The 17,089-nt window shown below is 62.8% G+C and carries 16 protein-coding genes and 1 pseudogene; 6 read left to right on the top strand and 11 right to left on the bottom strand.

Annotated elements, in window-relative coordinates:
* Positions 1 to 42: 42 nt before the first annotated feature.
* The 3 genes from B5V03_RS20760 to B5V03_RS20750 are packed head-to-tail and all read right to left on the bottom strand — an operon-like array spanning position 43 to position 2,041.
* Positions 43 to 444, bottom strand: a complete 402-nt coding sequence (locus B5V03_RS20760) for an ACT domain-containing protein (protein WP_129272250.1) — start codon at positions 442 to 444, stop codon at positions 43 to 45.
* Complete coding sequence (locus tag B5V03_RS20755; protein WP_129272249.1) at positions 444 to 1,733, bottom strand: DNA polymerase IV; 1,290 nt, start codon at positions 1,731 to 1,733, stop codon at positions 444 to 446. Before B5V03_RS20755 ends, B5V03_RS20760 begins: the two co-directional genes overlap by 1 nt.
* Positions 1,730 to 2,041 carry a DUF3572 domain-containing protein gene (locus B5V03_RS20750; protein WP_129272248.1) on the bottom strand — a complete coding sequence of 104 codons (312 nt, stop codon included), beginning with the start codon at positions 2,039 to 2,041 and terminating at the stop codon, positions 1,730 to 1,732. The genes B5V03_RS20755 and B5V03_RS20750 overlap by 4 nt, the downstream gene beginning before the upstream one ends.
* Before the next feature lie 230 nt (positions 2,042 to 2,271).
* Between B5V03_RS20750 and B5V03_RS20745 the strand changes: the two genes are divergently transcribed.
* Together B5V03_RS20745 and B5V03_RS20740 are read left to right on the top strand one after the other, a co-directional pair.
* Positions 2,272 to 2,637, top strand: a complete 366-nt coding sequence (locus tag B5V03_RS20745) for a response regulator (protein WP_008130064.1) — start codon at positions 2,272 to 2,274, stop codon at positions 2,635 to 2,637.
* Positions 2,638 to 2,651: 14 nt separating this feature from the next.
* A complete protein-coding gene (locus B5V03_RS20740; RefSeq protein WP_129272247.1) occupies positions 2,652 to 4,025 on the top strand; it encodes a PleD family two-component system response regulator in 1,374 nt (457 codons plus the stop codon).
* A 298-nt stretch (positions 4,026 to 4,323) separates the two neighbouring features.
* Here the strand turns inward: B5V03_RS20740 and B5V03_RS20735 are convergent, their stop codons facing one another.
* A complete protein-coding gene (locus tag B5V03_RS20735) occupies positions 4,324 to 4,932 on the bottom strand; it encodes a TetR/AcrR family transcriptional regulator (protein WP_129272246.1) in 609 nt (202 codons plus the stop codon).
* A 129-nt stretch (positions 4,933 to 5,061) separates the two neighbouring features.
* Between B5V03_RS20735 and B5V03_RS20730 the strand changes: the two genes are divergently transcribed.
* Positions 5,062 to 6,300 (top strand): MFS transporter, encoded by a 1,239-nt coding sequence (locus B5V03_RS20730; RefSeq protein WP_129272245.1) that lies wholly within the window; start codon positions 5,062 to 5,064, stop codon positions 6,298 to 6,300.
* Positions 6,301 to 6,551: 251 nt separating this feature from the next.
* On the opposite strand, the pseudogene B5V03_RS20725 reads toward B5V03_RS20730, so the two are convergent.
* Positions 6,552 to 7,060: pseudogene (locus tag B5V03_RS20725) on the bottom strand (IS5 family transposase); the annotation flags it as partial.
* 227 nt (positions 7,061 to 7,287) lie between these two features.
* Between B5V03_RS20725 and B5V03_RS20720 the strand changes: the two are divergent.
* Complete coding sequence (locus B5V03_RS20720; RefSeq protein WP_129272244.1) at positions 7,288 to 7,494, top strand: hypothetical protein; 207 nt, start codon at positions 7,288 to 7,290, stop codon at positions 7,492 to 7,494.
* A 4-nt stretch (positions 7,495 to 7,498) separates the two neighbouring features.
* The gene (locus B5V03_RS41545; protein WP_164988160.1) at positions 7,499 to 7,642 is read left to right on the top strand and encodes a hypothetical protein; all 144 of its coding nucleotides are present in this window, start codon (positions 7,499 to 7,501) and stop codon (positions 7,640 to 7,642) included.
* A 236-nt stretch (positions 7,643 to 7,878) separates the two neighbouring features.
* Here B5V03_RS41545 and B5V03_RS20715 read toward each other — a convergent pair whose 3' ends face one another.
* From B5V03_RS20715 to B5V03_RS20685, 5 genes are all read right to left on the bottom strand, one after another.
* Entirely contained in the window at positions 7,879 to 8,796 is a 918-nt protein-coding gene (locus B5V03_RS20715) for an NADP-dependent oxidoreductase (RefSeq protein ID WP_129272243.1), read from the bottom strand.
* A gap of 362 nt (positions 8,797 to 9,158) precedes the next feature.
* Complete coding sequence (locus B5V03_RS20710) at positions 9,159 to 10,385, bottom strand: acyltransferase family protein (RefSeq protein WP_245502281.1); 1,227 nt, start codon at positions 10,383 to 10,385, stop codon at positions 9,159 to 9,161.
* Positions 10,386 to 11,733: 1,348 nt separating this feature from the next.
* Positions 11,734 to 13,572, bottom strand: coding sequence for a tetratricopeptide repeat protein (locus B5V03_RS20695; protein ID WP_129272242.1), 1,839 nt, complete (start codon positions 13,570 to 13,572; stop codon positions 11,734 to 11,736).
* Between the two features lie 405 nt (positions 13,573 to 13,977).
* Positions 13,978 to 14,145: a 50S ribosomal protein L33 gene (rpmG, locus tag B5V03_RS20690; protein WP_007603295.1), complete on the bottom strand. Its 168-nt coding sequence runs from the start codon at positions 14,143 to 14,145 to the stop codon at positions 13,978 to 13,980.
* 124 nt (positions 14,146 to 14,269) lie between these two features.
* Complete coding sequence (locus tag B5V03_RS20685; RefSeq protein WP_129272241.1) at positions 14,270 to 15,595, bottom strand: LLM class flavin-dependent oxidoreductase; 1,326 nt, start codon at positions 15,593 to 15,595, stop codon at positions 14,270 to 14,272.
* Between the two features lie 193 nt (positions 15,596 to 15,788).
* On the opposite strand from B5V03_RS20685, the gene B5V03_RS20680 reads away from it, so the two are divergent.
* Positions 15,789 to 16,334, top strand: a complete 546-nt coding sequence (locus tag B5V03_RS20680; RefSeq protein ID WP_129272240.1) for a hypothetical protein — start codon at positions 15,789 to 15,791, stop codon at positions 16,332 to 16,334.
* On the opposite strand, the gene B5V03_RS20675 is transcribed toward B5V03_RS20680, so the two are convergent.
* Positions 16,331 to 17,080, bottom strand: coding sequence for an NUDIX hydrolase (locus B5V03_RS20675; RefSeq protein WP_129272239.1), 750 nt, complete (start codon positions 17,078 to 17,080; stop codon positions 16,331 to 16,333). The genes B5V03_RS20680 and B5V03_RS20675 overlap by 4 nt on opposite strands.
* Positions 17,081 to 17,089: the final 9 nt, after the last annotated feature.

Genomic DNA, 17,089 nt, shown 5'->3' with positions numbered 1-17,089 from the left:
TTGTCGCGCGGACATGATGGGTTTCGCTTCGCTCTCCCCATCCTACTTGGATGCGGACATCTCTCGCAGAACCGCCATCGCCTCGTCAGCCCGGTCAACCGGCACGAAGAGATGGTCGTGGTGGAAGGCCGACACGGCGTTCAGGCTGATGCCGGCTTCAGCTAGACACGCTGTGACTGCTGCGAGAAAGCCCACAGCATCGAGTGCTGAGTGAATCGTCAGGGTGATCAGGCGGGACGAGAACGCGTAGCGTAATCCTGCCGCTTCTACCTCTTCGCGTAAAACCACAAGCGTCATTCCTTCCTGCTCGCGAAACGTCAGCAGCGGATTTAGCGTTGCGGGAATGCTTTCATCTGTCGGGACCGTACAAAATACAAAGATGCCCGGCCGCAGCTCCGGTTTCATGTCTTTCAGCAACGCTTCGAGATTGCGTTCACCTGCCATCACTCCTGCGCCTTCTCCGGCCCGTCATAGGCGATGCCGCGGATCACCGCGGCGCTACCGAATTTCTTGCGCAGGCTGTCCACCGCGCGCTCGGCGTGGGCAGCGCGGCGGTCGAGCATGTCGGTGTCGTCGGCAGGCGAACCGTCGCGCAGTGCGCTGACGCCGGCGCCCATCAGGCGAAAGGCGGTGCCGTCGATTTCCTTTGCCAGCATCTCGCGGCAGATCGAGAAGATTTTTGCGGCGAGCTGGGTCGGCGCTGCGATCGATTGCGAGCGGGTGCGCTGGCGGAAATCGGCGGTCTTCAGTTTTAGCGTGACGGTCGAGCCGGCAAGCTCGCTGCTCTTGAGCCGCGATGATGTCTTCTCGCACAGGCGCCACAGGATCTTCTCCAGCGTCGCGAAGTCGCGGATGTCGGTCTCGAAGGTGGTTTCGCTCGAAATCGTCTTGGCGCCGCGATCGGGCTCGACGCGGCGGTCGTCGATGCCCCGTGCGAGCCGCCACAGCCTGCGGCCGTCGCTCGGAAACTGCCGCATTATCTCGATCTCGTCGGCCTTTTGCAGATCGGCGATGATGCGGAAGCCGCGCTGCACCAGGCGCTCCTGCGTGGCCGGTCCGACACCGAAGATGAAGCCGACCGGCTTCTCCGCCAGCATCAAACGCGCTTCCTCCTGGTCGAGCGCGGCAAAGCCGCGCGGCTTGTCGAGGTCGGAGGCGATCTTGGCCAGGAACTTGTTGCAGGACAGGCCGACCGAGACGGAGATGCCGATGTCGCGCTCGACCTCGCGGGCAAAGCGCGCCAGCACTTTTGCCGGGATCATGCCGTGCACCCGTTCGGTGCCGGAGAGATCGAGGAAGGCCTCGTCGATCGAGAGCGGCTCGACCAGCGGCGTCAGCGCCTGCATGGCCTGCCGCACCTCGCGGCCGACGCGGACGTATTTGGCGATATCCGGCGGGATCACCGTCGCATGCGGACAGGCGTCGAGTGCCTTGTACATCGGCATGGCCGAGCGGACGCCATAGGTGCGCGCGATGTAGCAGGCGGCTGACACGACGCCGCGCTTGCCGCCGCCGATGATGACGGGCTTGTCGGCGATGTCAGGATTGTCGCGCTTCTCGACGGTCGCATAGAAGGCGTCGCAGTCGATATGGGCGATGGTCAGGCTCGCGAGTGCCCGGTGGCGGACGAGGCGAGGGGAACCGCAGGCGGAACAGCGCCGCACGCCCATATCCAGATCGGCCGAACAATCCCGGCAGAAGCAGCGGGGTCCGGCCGTATCAGGGGCGGTCACGGCACGTCGCGCTCCCAGGTCCGGTCGCCGAGGGCATCGCCGAGGATCTGCCGCGCCGCAGCAACGTTGGTCGGATGCAGCTCCGCAGTCGCGGCAAAGGCCTTCACGGTGGCGTCATCGCGCAGCACGAAATCGAGCACGCTGAGCAGGAAATTCGGGTCCGAGGCGGCGTTCCGCAGCGTCTCCGGACCGACCCCTGTCTCAGCCAGGAACAGGCCCAGCCGCTCGGGATCGCCGGCAACGAAGGACAGCGCCTGAATCGCAACGATTTCAGCGACTTCGCGAGGGTTGTGAACAGGCTTTTTCAATGGCGCAGTTTGCCTTTCCATTAACTTTCAGTGTCTACTTTGAAATCCATCATGCCCGAGTCTCAAGGCCGCCGACAAGCAACTGGAAACCACATCGCAGAAAGTCGGCCCTCGGGTTTAACGAAACTCAAGCGAATCTGAGGCTAGTTTGAATCCAGTTTTCGAAGCGCCTGCTAGCGGCGCCTGAGGCGTCACATGCATCGGTCGTCAGGACCATACAGGAGGGCGGGATGGCTAAGACCGTCCTGATCGTGGAAGACAACGAGCTCAACATGAAGCTCTTCCGCGACCTGTTGGAGGCGCACGGCTACCAGACCTCCGGCACCAGCAACGGATATGAGGCGCTCGACCTCGTGCGCAAGATGCGGCCCGACCTCGTGCTGATGGATATCCAATTGCCGCAGGTCTCCGGCCTCGAAGTGACGCGCTGGATCAAGGACGATCCGGAGCTGCGTTCCATTCCCGTCGTCGCGGTCACGGCATTCGCGATGAAGGGCGACGAAGAGCGCATCCGCGAGGGCGGCTGCGAGGCCTATTTGTCCAAGCCGATCTCGGTCGGCAAATTCATCGAGACGGTCCGGCGTTTTATCGGATAGGAAGTGAGTTCACAGTGTCCGCGCGTATCCTGGTCGTCGATGACGTTCCCGCCAACGTCAAGCTGCTAGAGGCCCGTCTGTCGGCTGAATATTTCGACGTGATGACCGCCTCGAACGGCACCGAGGCACTGGCGCTGGCCAGCCGCGCCGAATGCGACATCATCCTGCTCGACGTGATGATGCCCGACATGGACGGCTTCGAGGTCTGCCGCCGCCTCAAGACCGATCCGGCCACGCATCACATCCCGGTCGTGATGGTCACCGCGCTCGACAGCCCCGCCGACCGCAACCGCGGCCTGGAAGCGGGCGCCGACGACTTTTTGACAAAGCCCGTGTCCGACGTCGTGCTGATCGCGCGCGTGCGATCGCTGACGCGGCTGAAGATGATGACCGACGAGCTGCGCATGCGCGCCATCACCTCGCTCGAGATCGGCATGCAGGCGCCCGAGCGCAGCGCCGTGGCCGACACCGGCAAGGGCGGCCGTATTCTGCTGGTCGACGACCGGCAGTCCTCCTATGAGCGCCTGGCGAGCCTGCTCGCGGCCGAGCACACCGTCGATGTCGAGCCGAACCCGACAGAAGCGCTGTTCCACGCCGCCGAGGGTAATTACGATCTGCTGATCGTCTCGCTCGACCTCAACAATTTCGATGGCCTGCGGCTCTGCAGCCAGGCGCGCTCGCTGGAGCGCACGCGCCATGTGCCGATCCTCGCGATCGCCGACCCGGAGAACGCGACCCGGCTTCTTCGTGGGCTCGAGATCGGCGTCAACGACTATCTGCTGCGCCCGATCGACAAGACCGAGCTGCTGGCCCGCGCCCGCACCCAGATCCGCCGCCGCCGCTACACCGATCACTTACGCGACAACGTGCAGAACTCGATCGAGATGGCGATCACCGACGCGCTCACCGGCCTGCACAATCGCCGCTACATGGAGAGCCATCTGGCAACGCTGGCCGAGCAGGCATCCACGCGCGGCAAGCCGCTGGCGCTGATGATTTTGGACATCGACTACTTCAAGTCGATCAACGACAATTACGGCCACGACGCTGGCGACGACGTGTTGCGGGAGTTCGCCGTGCGCGTCCGCAAGTCGATCCGCGGCATCGATCTCGCCTGCCGCTACGGCGGCGAGGAATTCGTCATCGTGATGCCGGAGACCGATCTGCACGTCGCCGGCATGGTCGCCGAACGCCTGCGCCGCTCGATCGCGGGCGAGTCGTTTGCGATCCACAAAGGCGCAAAACGCATCGAGGTCACGATCTCGATCGGGCTGACCACGCTGGAGCAGAAGGGCGAGGCGGTTGCCGACGTGCTCAAGCGCGCCGACACGGCGCTGTACCGCGCCAAGCACGATGGCCGTAATCGCGTGGTGTCGCACGCGGCGTGAGGCTGCCTGCGCATAAAAGTGCGAAAACAACCCCATGCACAGTAGCCGGGGATAGCGGAATCAACGGCTTGCCGACCACCATCGTCACGCCTTCGGGTTTTTAGAATTTTGCTTGACCCGTCGGGCAAAACGGGCGCATATTGGTAGGGTCGCAGCGGTCCCACAAGCTTCGCTGTCATTCCCCGCGAAGGCGGGGAATCCAGTACGCCGCGGCGTCTCGGTTCGATCACAACTGTCTCTGGAATACTGGATCACCCGCTTTCGCGGGTGATGACACCGAACGATACGGCGACAGCGGTTAGTGCGGCGAGCGCTTGCCTGACGGCGCGGGCATCGCGGCTTCCCCACCCGCATCCACCCCCGCATTCCGCAGCAGCACCTTGGCCGCTTCCTTCGCCGCACGCGCCATCGCGGGATCATCGCGCACGAGGTCCTGGGCGATGGAGCCGTCGACCAGCAGCACGAGCTGCGTCGCCAGCGCCTCCGCGTCCGCGACACCGAGTTCGTTCAGCCGATCGCGAAACCACACCCGGCGGCTTTCCTTGAAGGCGATCGCGATTTTCTTTACGGCGCGGTCGGTGGGCCCGAGCTCGGCGACCGCATTCACGAACGGGCAGCCGCGAAAATCCCTGGCCGCAAACCGCCGCTCCAGCGAATCAAACGTCGCCAGAATCTGCTCGGCCGGCGGCTTGTCGGAAGGGCGCTGAGCGACGAAGCGGCGCTCGAGATAGGCCGCGATCAGCGCGTCCTTGGAGGGGAAGTGGTTGTAGAGCGTGCGCTTGGAGATGCCGATCTCGGCGGCAATCGTGTCGACGCCGATGGCGCGAATGCCTTGCAGATAGAACAGCTTGTCGGCGGTCGCGAGGATCCGCTCTTTCATCGTCTGTGGGGCGGGCGGGGGAGCCATGCGGCGGCGTGCGTCCTGTTCGCTTGACAGCCTACACCTTTCATAGCCTAGTTACACAGGTCTGTGTAACCAAAATCAATGCCAATTGCAGACGCTGGCGCGTGCGCCGCGCCCACGAGGGAGAACGAAATGCCCCTGTTGCAGGTCCTGCGTCCGACATTGCCCATCCTGATCGGCGCCTCGATCATGCTGACGCTAAGCATGGGGCTGCGCCAGAGCCTCGGCATCTTCATGCAGCCGCTGACGCACGACATCCACATCTCGATCTCGGATTTCACGCTGGCGCTGGCCGTGCAAAACCTCGCCTGGGGCTTTCTCCAGCCGCTCGCGGGCGCAATGACCGTGCGCTACGGCTTCCGTCCCATCATGATCGTGGGATCGCTGATGTACATCGCGGGCCTGGTGCTGATGGCGACCGCGAACGGGCTCGTCAGCATCATGATCGGCGCCGGCGTCCTGATCGGGACGTCGCTCGCCTGCACGGCGGCTGCGATCGCGATGTCGGTGGCGGCGCGCGCGGTGCCTGCGACGGTGCGATCCACAGTGCTGGGCATCGTCTCCGGCGCGGGTTCGCTCGGCGCGCTGCTGTCAGCCCCGATCGGGCAGATGCTCAACGAGGGTTTTGGCTGGCGCGTCGGGCTCGCCGGCTTCGTCATCATGTCGGTGCTGATGATCCCCGCCGCCTGGTATGCCGGCCGCGTCGACCAGGTGCCGCTGCCGAAGCCGGCAGCCGACGATATCGGCGATGCCACGGCCGCGTCCGTGGCGAAGGCGGCGTTCGGCAATGCGCCGTTCGTGGTGATGACCTGCGCCTATCTCGTTTGCGGCATGCAGCTGGTGTTCCTCACCACGCATCTGCCGTCGTATCTCGCGATCTGCGGCCTCGATCCGATGCTGAGCGCGCAGACGCTCGGCATGATCGGCGGCTTCAACGTGCTGGGCTCGCTGTTCTTCGGCTGGGCCGGCCAGCGCTGGAACAAGCTGGCGCTGTTAGGGGGCATCTACATCCTGCGCTCGCTCGCGCTCGCCTGGTATTTCATGCTGCCGGCAACGCCGGCCTCGACGCTGCTGTTCGGCGCCATCATGGGCTTCCTCTGGATGGGCGTCGGCCCGCTGGTCGCGGGCGCCGTCGCCGAGATGTTCGGCCTGCGCTGGCAGGCGATGATCCAGGGCCTCGCCTTCATGAGCCACCAGATCGGCAGCTTCCTCGGCGCTTACGGAGGCGGGGTGATCTACGACGCGCTCGGCTCCTACACCATGGCCTGGCGCATCGGCGTCGCGCTCGGCCTTGCCGGCGGCATCATCCAGGTCGCATTCGCACTGATCCGGCCGTCGCAGCCGCCGGCGCCGGTGTTGCGGACGGCATAGGGGAGGGGGGTCGCTATTGTCAGCTTGCGGGCTTTGAGCGGACGCCGGGTTGCTTGATCGCGATGGGCCGCTCGTGACCCATTGCGATGATCAGCGGCCAATTTGAGTGGAGCGTCGGAAATCGGACTGACAGATCACTCTTCGGCAATAAACCTGGAACCGAGACTTGGACTACTGCGTTTTTTCTCAGCGTTTTTTCTTGGCAAACTCCGTCGAACCCTACGGTTATAGTTCGCGGACTCATTAACTCGAAGCCATAGCCTAATCGAGGCAAGCTGAACGAAAGCAAGGTAGTTCGCTGCCAGCTTGTCGTAGCGCGTCGCCACCCGACGGCCTTGTTTGATCCGGTTCAAGAACCGCTCGACTTGGTTGCGAGCGCGGTAGAGATACGGGCTGAAGCAAATCGGATCGCTGAGATTGCTCTTCGGCGGGATGTTTGCCCACGCACCCTTCTTCATTGCAAGCTCCCTGATCCAGTCGGCATCATAACCACGGTCGGCAAGCAACATTGACCCGGATTTCAACGAGACAGCAGTTCTCCGGCAAGACGAACGTCGTGAGCCTCACCGGGGCTCAGCGCCAGCCGGACCGGTAGACCATCGCTATCGACCAACGCGTGAATCTTGCTCGTCAGACCGCTCCGTGACCTTCCCATCGATTGGCGCCGGTTCCTTGTGGTGCATGCTCCATGCTGATGCACGCGGACAATGGAGGTATCGATCATCGGGACAGCGGCGTCATGGGCCGCGACAAGCGCGTTCCAGCAGGTTTCAGACGAAGGGACCGGGCAAGACGAAAACAAGTCTTCAAATTGACGAGCGGAACGGATTCGCCTTCCTTTTGTTCCTCTGCAATTGGTCTAAAAAGGTCTCGCGCCAGCAAATTTTCGGGCGCATACTCATGGCATCACGGACCGGACCTCGGCTTTATCTGTGATGAGAATGCCCGATTGCGCTCCCGCCTTCCTCTCATGGAAAGGAGCGCGTCATGCTCCTCACCAAGCGGCGTCCTTTCAAACAACAAGTGACCCTCGAAGATCGGCTCTGTTCATGGGCAAGAACCGTCCAAGATCAGGCCGCCAAGCTGCCGCCCGGCCCCAACCGCGAGGCTATGATCAAGAAGGCGCGGCAGGCCGACATAGCAGCCCATTTGATTGATTGGGTGAAGTCGCCTGGCTTGCGGCCTCCGAAGTAGCATCATGACAACCAGAAAAGTTGAACCAGCCATGGCTGTTGCCGTTGCTGAGTTTTCCATGATCGCTCTCGACATCGACAGTCTGGAGCAAGCCTTGGAGCTTGCCAAAGATGGCGGAACGGAGCGGTCGAAAAGTGGTCGTTCGTAACTCGGACGGAGATGTCCTAGGCGTCTTTAGGAGGCCACCAGTAAACTGACAGCGAGGGGCTGTTAGCCCGATGCAATGGAACGAACCCCGCCCGCATGTTTAAGTGACGGGGTCGGTCAGGGTTCGGCCATGGCGCGCTATTACTTTGATTTGCTGGATGACGATGTGCTCGCGAGCGTCCGCTCGGGAGTTTGTCGCGGACGCCGCTCTGCTTCGTGTGCTCGACAGCTTCTGCCTCAGGGGCGAATGCGGATGATCGTATTCCCCTTGCGCCGCCCGGTCGGATTCAAGGCGGCTACTGCATCGTCGAAGGTTGAAACTCTGCCGATGTTCGTGCGCAGTCGTCCGTCCCGCACCCGCTGGACGATCTCACTCAGCTGGGAACGATCTGGCTCGACGACAAAGTCGAGTGCCAATCCGTTAGAGGCCGAGGCTTCGGCCGGCCCGACGATGGTTACCAGCGTTCCTCCGGCCCGGATCAGCCCTGCGGACCGCTTCTGGATGTCTCCACCGATGACGTCGAACACCAGATCGACTTTGCCGACGTCTTCCAGCGCGTCGTTGTCGAGGTCGACGAACTCCTTCGCTCCGAAGTCGAGCACCGTCTGACGGTCGGCGGCGCGACCGGAGCCGATAACGTGGGCGCCAGCTTCTCGCGCGAGTTGTGTTACCATTGAACCGACTGCGCCCGCTGCGCCATGCGCGAGGATGCTTTGCCCCGCCCGAAGACGGCCGTGCTGGAACAGCCCTTGCCACGCTGTCAGGCCAGAGACCGGCAGGCTTGCGCCCACCGTGAAGTCGACGTCACCCGGCAGCGGCGCGAGATTGCGCGCCTCGATCGCCACGTACTCGGCCAGCGTGCCATCACGATACCAGTCCGCGAGACCGAACACCCGCTGTCCGACCGACAGCCCGGTCGTGCCATATCCGAGGGAGGTGACCACTCCGGCCAGCTCGTGCCCGGGAATCGACGGTGTTCGGTCACGCTCGACGCGATCGGTCCACGTCGACGGCCACGTCAGTTCGGTAGGGACAAATCCCGAGGCATGAACCTGAACAACGACGTCGTTTATCGATGCCTGAGGCTCGGGCCGATCCACCAACCTCATTCCGGCCGTTCCCGCGCCCTGTTCCGTTACAACGATTGCCTTCATGGGAATTTCTCCTCGATCTTTCTTTGGGCCACAGTTGCAGGGAGCGTGAGCGCGTGTGGCAGTCATGTCGCTGTGTCTGCGATTTGCGCCGTCTGCACCGGCCGAGGTTCTCGCAACACCGGCGGATTGGGATCGCTCCGGTCGCTGGTCCTAGCGGATAGATGCGCTGCGCCTGGCGATAAAACAGTACCAAGATTGCAAATTGCGAATGTACCAAGCGCGATGGCTGCGGCGAGTTCCCGGCTGATGCGGAAGCAGGTTGAGGCGGCGACCAGAAATTTGGATTGCGAGCGCGGCCACGGCCATTTCCGCTGTTGGTCGATACTGACGCGATATGAGCAGCAAGGATTATCAGAGCGCCGCTACGACGCCGCGATATTCACCTTCACCGGAGTGGGCAGCGGAAGGCGCAGTCCCCGGGCGAGTACGGTGCGTCGCGTTGCCGGCCGCCGCTTCGGCAGCTTGCCGAAATGGGCGAGGGCTTGCATCAGCGCGGATCTGATGGCCGGCTCGATCTTCGCGCAAATGAACCAGCAGGCCAGGACGAGCATACCCAATGCCACCCACACGGCGGTGGTGGCGTCGAGGCCCGCCTCGACCAGGGCACGAATGATCGCAGTGCCAATGACGTTGTGGGTAAGATAGAGCGGATAAGTGATCAGCCCGAGTGTTCTCAAATACGCTGGAGCTTCAGCCGGGGCGATCCCCGCAGAGCGCCTGCTCCGGTTCGCGGCGCGGGCAATGAGAAGCACCGCGGCCGCCCAGACCATGATCGGCACAAGGGCTGATTGATCCGAGATGGCCGGTATCGACGTCAAAAAGAACGAGGCGAAGAAGTAGATTTCTGCCGCGCCCGAAAGACAGGTGACGGCAATTGCAACCTGTTCGAGCGCCGTCAATTGTCGGTTCGCGGAGATGAACAGCCAGATCCCCAGCGCAAAGAAGCAGCCATGGCTCAACAGGAATGCCGCGCACGGCACCCGAAACATCAGGATGACGAGATAGGGCAGGTCGGATGGCGTCATACAGGACGCTACCAGCAGCGCGACGGCGTTGAAGATTGCGCTGTAGATGGTGAGACCAAAGGCCAGATGTCGCAGCGTGATCCTCTTCGTGAGCATTGCGCAAAACACGAGACCGTAAAACGCCGTCTCGGCAGCCAGCGTCCAATAGACCTCGTCAAGCCATTGACCCGTGACTCCCTTGGGAACCATCAGCATGGCGTGGAAGTAGGGCAGGATGAATTCGGATGCGGGGCCGCTCCCGAAGAAAAGCAGAACGAGAAAGGTCGCGGTGGCGCAGACCCAGACCGCCGGATAGATCCTGAGTGCGCGGCCAAGAAGAAACTGGCCCGGCGACGATGTGCTCGCGGAATTCGCGATGACGAAGCCGGAGATGACAAAGAAGATTTCGACGCCGACCCAGCCGAACCATGTGAAGGGCGCGGCGGAGGGGTAGAGCACATCGGCCGCGACGGTGCGCTCGAAACCGGGGACGCCAATCGACACCCAGGCCCAGGACCAGAACATCTGGTGAAAAATGGCGACCCCGAGGGCGGCGGCGAGGCGCAGCGGATCCAGCAGGGACAAATGGCTCTTCACGGGAATGGACCAAATTCATGCAACGATCCCGTCGGAGATATTGAATCCTGTCACCGGGCTCTGCGAGGTGGGTCACACTTGCTTTGGCGCCGTCCGCTCGTGCCCCGGACGCAGCGCAGCGTCACTTCGACGGTGCGCTGCAGGGCCGAGGCCCATATCTCTCCACTATGCCGTGTTGCTTCTGGGTCCCGGCTCTGCGCAGCAGCGCAAGAGCGCTGCAGCGCGTCCGGGACACGAGAGGGAGTAAAATAAAACGGGGCCCCAAGGGCCCCGCTTAAGTCTTCAGTCTATCCCGCGAGCTTACTTGATTTTGACTTCACGGAATTCGATGTGGTTGCGGCAGTTGGTGGGCGAAATAGACTAGCGACGGCCCGATCGCTTGAGTTCGGCGACCTTAAACCTGTTGCCGGCGGCCAGGCTGCTGCAGAACCAGTGGGCTTTGTTTCGATTTTCGCCCAGGAACACCTTCGTCTCGACGCAATTCTCGTAGGATGTATGAGTGATGGTGTCTCGGCACGTTGGTGAGAAGGGTCCATAATTTATATTGCCGCCCGACTCGCTACATCCAATCCAGGGCTCGTTGCCGTGCCGGAAGCTTGATGCACAGCCACCGTTGCAGCTGCTGGCAACTTTCTCCAGGCTGGCAATCCTCCCCATCACAGAACCCGGCGCATACGAAGGTGTGCGCGCGGCCGAAGACGACACGCGAGCAGTTGGCGCAGTCCGGCGCGAAGATGCCCCGGTGTTTGCGGCTTGCTCCGGCCGATGCGGTCTTGCCACCTGTTTCGGCGCGTCGACCGAGACGGGGGGAAGCGTTGCGGCGGAGCCCGTTGGGATTTGCGACGCAGCGGGGCCAAACAGCAGGACCGTTGACAGGACAGCAAGGGCTGAAGGCACGACAAGGCTTGACGACAATCTCATGACCATGTCCTTCCCAAATGCGGGACGGAGATGCCGTCCCGCCAAATGCACGTTAACATACATTCCGAGGTGGGCAACCAATGGTTGAGGAAATGCCTGTCGATCGCTTGGATGCAGCTGTTACCACGCGCTCCGTCATTGTGAGCGCAGCGGAGCAATCCAGAGTTTTTCCGCGGACGGATTCGGATTGCATCGCTGCGTTCGCAATGACGGCGTGAAGACTGAGTCGCGGGCCAACTTCGGCTTTATGCCCCGGACGCAGCACAGCGTCATTTCGACGGTGCGCTGCAGAGGCGGAGCCTGTCGCTCCGCATCGTCGTGTGTTGCTTTCCGGGGCCCGGTTCTGCGCAGCAACGCTCGCGCGTTGCAGCGCGTCCGGGACACGAGGGCCTGGAGGAGCTGCGATAGTGTTCAGTCAGGCAGTTCGCAGCGAAGACTCTTGCCTTACCCGCCACGCGGCAACCAAGCCCTCCAACTCGCGCCGAACGCTGTCGACGACGCTGGCCCAGTCGCCTCGCACCGGCTGCCTGAACAGCCGCATGGAGCGATACCACGGGCTGTCGTCGCGGTTGAGCAGCCAGCGCCAATCCGGGTTGAAAGGCAGCATCGCCCAGGTGGGAACGCCGAGCGCGCCGGCGAGGTGAAGGACGCTGGTGTCGACCGAGATCACCAGGTCGAGACAGCCGAGCAGCGCCGCTGTTTCGCTGAAATCCGTCAACTGTTGAGTCAGGTCGACGATGTCAGGACGCTCATCGAGGAAGGCCCGGTCCTGATCCCGGGCGCCTTTTTGCAGGCTGACGAACGCGACATCGCAATCCAGCAGAGGCGCAAGCGTGCGCAGGGCTAGCGATCGATTGTGATCGTTCTTGTGATCCGGATTGCCCGACCAGACCAGACCGACGCGGAAGCGATCGCGGGGGCCAAGCCGGTCTTCCCAGGCCGTCACGCGCGCCGCCGGGGGGGCAGGAAGGTAGGCTTGCGCGAACGGGATCGTATCGAGCCGTGTTTTGAACGCCAGCGGCAGGCTTCCGAGAGGACAGTGCAGGTCGAACGCTGGCGGCGTCGCAGCCGGTCCGGCGATACAATTTGTGACGCCGCTCAACCCGGCCAGAAGCCGCTGGATCGGAGGCTTGACCTCCAGGACGACCCGGGCCCCGAGCGCGGCCACCATCGGCACATAGCGCGCGAATTGAATGGCATCGCCCAATCCCTCGTCGGAGTGAAGCAAGATGGTCTTGCCTTCGATCGGCTGGTCGCCAAGCCAGAGGGCTTGCGAAAAACCGCGATCGACCAGGCCTGCGGCAGTAAATCTCGCTTCGCGCCCAAGCCAGCCTTGCTCAAAATCTCCGGTCAGCAGCTGAAGATTGGCCAGATTGAAGATCGTGCCCGCATCGTTGGGGGCGACCGCCAGGGATTTTTTAAGGGTTGCGAACGCTTCGTCCAGCAATTGCAGATGCAACAAGACCACGGCCTTGTTGTTGAGCACGGCATGAAAATCTGGCCGAAGTTTTAGCGCCCGATCGAAACAGGCGAAGGCCTGTTCCAGCCGGCCGGATCTCCAATGCAGCAAGCCGAGATTGTTGTGCGTCTCGGCAAGGCTGGGGTCCAGCGCAATGGATTTCTCGTAGTCGGCCGCCGCTTCCTCGAACCGGTTCACCTCCGTGAGGCAAACGCCGCGCATCTGATACAGGGCTGCGGAATTTGGATTGAGTTTCTCGGCGACGTCGAAGCAATTTACGGCTTCCGCATGCCGGCCGAGTTCAAGCAGCAGCATGCCGCAATTGTGCGCGGCCTCCCAATAGTGCGGATGCAGTTTTAGCGCCTGCTGCAAATGCAGCACAGCCTCGTCCCTGTGCGCGAGTTGCCACAGCAGATTGCCGAGGTGATTCCAGAGGCCGGCATCCCCGGGTTTGAGGCTCAAGGCCTGGCTGTAGTGCTGCCGTGCGTCCTCGAGCCGGCCCTGCCGCTCCAGCACCGTGGCGAGACTCAACAAGTACTCTGCCTTCGGGGCCTGCGCGATGGCGCGTCCGATCCATTCCACGGCGGCATCGGGCTGCTGCGCGTGAAAGCAAAGCACGCCCAACAAATGGAGAGCATCCGGGTGTTGCTCGTCCAGTGTCAGCGCTTGCTGGCAACAATGCTCGGCCTCGGCAATTCGTCCCGACTGAAAATGCGAAAAGCCAGCCTGGCAGAGCGCTGCCGGCGTGACCTTTCCGGATTGTTTGGCCGCGACCCTGCGCTCTCTGCGATTCATGAACGGCTGGAAAATGATCGGAAGTCCATCCGCGTCGCTAGACGATTCTTGGAATGGCGTCGATGTGCAGGGAACGACGGAGTTGTCGAGGCTTGTGTATGCTTGCGTGAAGCTTGCGCTTGCTTGCCGCGGCTCACGTCCGCTCCGTCATTGCGAGCGTAGCGAAGCAATCCAGAAATGTATCCGCCGAAAGATTCTGGATTGCTTCGCTGCGCTCGCAATGACGATGACGAAGCAGCTTGCGCTCTCGTGCCCCGGACGCAGCGCAGCGCTTCTTCAGCGGTGCGCTGCAGAGCCGGGGCCCATGTCACCGCATCGTGCTGCGCGTCCGGGACACGAGCGAGGGGCGCACAAATAAAAACGGGGCCCGTAAGGGCCCCGCAAAGTCGTTCAGCGTCCGCGATCTTACTTGATCTTGGCTTCGCGGAATTCGACGTGCTTGCGCGCGACCGGATCGTACTTCTTCTTGACCAGCTTGTCGGTCATGGTGCGCGAATTCTTCTTGGCGACGTAGTAGAAGCCGGTGTCGGCCGAGGACACGAGCTTGACCTTGATGGTGACCGCTTTGGCCATGTTCTGAACCTCAGAAAATTGGGGAATCTGGAGCCGGCCAAACGGCCCGCGTTGGCCGGCAAACTAGCCAGAAACCGCCTGATGTCAAGGTTTTACACCCCGAAAACCACTCAAATCGGCCCGATTACGGCTCGAAGAACCGGTTTTTCGGCCGCGGCAGGCCCAGATTCTCCCTCAAAGTGGGCCCTTCATATTCTTTGCGGAAAATCCCGCGGCGCTGCAGCTCCGGGACGACCTTGTCGACGAAATCGTCGAGGCCGGCGGGCAGGAACGGGAACATGATGTTGAAGCCGTCGGAGCCGCGTCCGACCAGCCATTCCTCCATCTGATCGGCGATGGTTTTGGCGGTGCCGACGAAGGCGAGCCCGCCATAGCCGCCGACGCGCTGGGCGAGTTGGCGCACGGTGAGTTTTTCGCGCGCGGCGAGATCGACCATGCGCTGGCGGCCGCTCTTGCTGGCATTGGTCTCGGGGATTTCGGGCAGTGGTCCATCCGGATCGAAGCCGGAGGCATCGGTGCCCAGGATGACCGAGAGCGAGGCGATCGCGCTGTCGTAATGCACGCGGCTGTCGAGCAGCGCGCGCTTCTCCTTGGCCTCGTCGACGCTGTCGCCGACCACGACGAAGGCGCCGGGGAGGATCTTGAGGTGCTCTGGGTCGCGGCCGACCTTCTCCATGCGGCCCTTGATGTCGGCATAGAGCTTTTGTCCGTCGGCGAGGCTGCCGCCGCCGGTGAAGACGGCTTCCGCGGTTTCGGCCGCGAGCTGCCTGCCGTCCTCGGAGGCGCCGGCCTGCACGATCAGCGGCCAGCCCTGCACGGGGCGGGCGATGTTGAGGGGCCCGCGCACTTTCAGATATTTGCCGTTGTGGTCGAGCGTGTGCATCTTTGAGGGATCGAAGAACAGCCCGCTCTCGACGTCGCGCACGAAGGCGTCGTCGGCGAAGGAATCCCACAAGCCGGTGACGACATCGTAGAACTCGCGGGCGCGCTTGTAGCGCTCGGCATGCTCCATGTGATCGTCGAGGCCGAAATTCAGCGCCGCGTCCGGGTTCGAGGTGGTGACGATGTTCCACCCCGCGCGTCCGCCGCTGAGATGGTCGAGCGAGGCGAAGCGGCGGGCGACGTGATAGGGCTCGTCGAAGGTGGTCGATCCCGTTGCGATCAGGCCGATCCGCTCGGTGACCGCCGAGAGCGCCGACAGCAGCGTGAACGGTTCGAACGAGGTCACGGTGTGGCTGCGCTTGAGCGCGTTGACCGGCATGTTCAGGACGGCGAGGTGATCGGCCATGAAGAAGGCGTCGAAATTGCCGGCCTCGAGCTTCTGGATCAGCGTCTTGATGTGGCCGAAGTTGAAATTGGCGTCCGGCCAGGCCCCGGGATAGCGCCAGGCGCCGGTGTGGATGCTGATCGGGCGCATGAACGCGCCAAGCTTGAGTTGCCGTTGTGCCATCGCCGCCCCGTTTCCGTGTTGGGTGTCTTGGGACAGACATAGGCATGCTCGGGAACTCCGCCATTGGGGGAGGCGGGAAGAATTTTTCGTTTTTCGCTGTCCTCTCAGCACGTTTCCGTCATTCCAGGCGCACGCGCATCGAACCAATCCGCTGCTCGCGCCGACCAAGCCAAGACCCCGTGAGGAGATTTCGATGGCCGGCGCAATGACAGTGGATGGCGGCATGGTCCGCATCGACCGGCCCATGCCATGGGTTGGCCGGCTATTGTCGCTGCCGCTGCTGGCGGCGAGCGGTTATCTCTTGTGGAATGTCGCGCTCGGCCTGCGCCAGGATTTTTCCGGTTTTGGGAGGCTCGCCGATGATCTCGTGCCGGTGCTGGTGTTCACCGGGCTCGGGCTGCTGGTCGGCATTCCCGGTGTCATCCTGCTCACCTTCCGCACTTTCGTCGTGCTCAACGAGACGCTGCGCCAGATTGTGATCACCCGGCAGTTCGGCCCGCTGAATCTTCGCAAGCGCCGCAATCTCGCCGACTATCACTTCATCAGCATCGCCGACGACTACGACGCGGATCTGACGACCTACGAGGTCAATCTCTGCGGTAACAAGGGCACCGAGCCGATCACGCTGATGAGCTTTACGAAGCGTGATGAGGCGGACAAGCTCGCAAGTGAGATCGGCCGTGTCTTGAAACTGCCGGCGCGCGACTATGTCGGCACCGAGCCCTATTCTGACGATTAGCTCAAAATATCCTTCTGCATCTTGCCGCCGTAGAAATGGAAGAACGGCACCGGCGCATCGTGGCGGAGCGGGCCGGTGGCAAGGCGGGTGTCGAGCTCGTTGAGCACGTTGCGCGTCATCGGATGCAGGTCCGCAAGCGGCTTTGAGCCGAGCTCGACCCAGACCAGCTCGACGAGCTCGGCGTCGGCGTGGATCACACCGTCGACGCGGTGGGTGATCGCAGAGGCATCCGCGGTGAAGAAGCGGGTGTCGAAGCGCTTGACGCGGCCGGGCGGGGTGATCGCGCGCGCGATCAGGAACAGGCTGGAGGGATCGGGCAGCAGGCCCGCATCCGCGAACGGCTTCCACGCGCCTTCGAGCTTTGCCTTGACGTCCGCTTTGCGCCCCAGGCAGAGGCCGGTCTCCTCGCAGGCCTCGCGGATTGCGGCAATGGCCAGAGACTTGGCGCGCGAGGCCGGCGTCTTCGGGCTGCCCTTGGCGAGATTGGCTTCCAGCTCGGTGGTGATGGGCGCGGCACAGGGCACGCGATAATCGTCCTTGTCGACGCGGCCGCCGGGGAAGACGAATTTTCCGGGCATGAACACCACCTTGTCGTGGCGCTTGCCGACCAGGACTTTTGGGGTCGCGCCGCTGCGATCGACCAGGATCAGCGTCGCCGCATCCTTGGGCCGGAAATAAGGATGGTGATCGGCTTCCTTGCCCTCGTGGATCTTGGCCTTCTCGGCTGCCCGCGACGTATCCGTCATGTCCTCACC

Origin of the sequence: Bradyrhizobium betae, assembly GCF_004123905.1 — a bacterium.
GTDB lineage: Bacteria > Pseudomonadota > Alphaproteobacteria > Rhizobiales > Xanthobacteraceae > Bradyrhizobium > Bradyrhizobium betae_A.
Note: the sequence above shows the minus strand (reverse complement) of the source record. Positions and strands in the feature narration are given on the sequence as shown.

Bases quoted from the DNA above. Each gene is read 5' to 3' on its own strand.
- B5V03_RS20760 (WP_129272250.1), bottom strand. From the start codon at position 444: ATGGCAGGTGAACGCAATCTCGAAGCGTTGCTGAAAGACATGAAACCG.
- B5V03_RS20745 (WP_008130064.1), top strand. From the start codon at position 2,272: ATGGCTAAGACCGTCCTGATCGTGGAAGACAACGAGCTCAACATGAAG.
- B5V03_RS20735 (WP_129272246.1), bottom strand. From the start codon at position 4,932: ATGGCTCCCCCGCCCGCCCCACAGACGATGAAAGAGCGGATCCTCGCG.
- B5V03_RS20730 (WP_129272245.1), top strand. From the start codon at position 5,062: ATGCCCCTGTTGCAGGTCCTGCGTCCGACATTGCCCATCCTGATCGGC.
- B5V03_RS20720 (WP_129272244.1), top strand. From the start codon at position 7,288: ATGCTCCTCACCAAGCGGCGTCCTTTCAAACAACAAGTGACCCTCGAA.
- B5V03_RS41545 (WP_164988160.1), top strand. From the start codon at position 7,499: ATGACAACCAGAAAAGTTGAACCAGCCATGGCTGTTGCCGTTGCTGAG.
- B5V03_RS20715 (WP_129272243.1), bottom strand. From the start codon at position 8,796: ATGAAGGCAATCGTTGTAACGGAACAGGGCGCGGGAACGGCCGGAATG.
- B5V03_RS20695 (WP_129272242.1), bottom strand. From the start codon at position 13,572: ATGAATCGCAGAGAGCGCAGGGTCGCGGCCAAACAATCCGGAAAGGTC.
- rpmG (WP_007603295.1), bottom strand. From the start codon at position 14,145: ATGGCCAAAGCGGTCACCATCAAGGTCAAGCTCGTGTCCTCGGCCGAC.
- B5V03_RS20685 (WP_129272241.1), bottom strand. From the start codon at position 15,595: ATGGCACAACGGCAACTCAAGCTTGGCGCGTTCATGCGCCCGATCAGC.
- B5V03_RS20680 (WP_129272240.1), top strand. From the start codon at position 15,789: ATGGCCGGCGCAATGACAGTGGATGGCGGCATGGTCCGCATCGACCGG.
- B5V03_RS20675 (WP_129272239.1), bottom strand. From the start codon at position 17,080: ATGACGGATACGTCGCGGGCAGCCGAGAAGGCCAAGATCCACGAGGGC.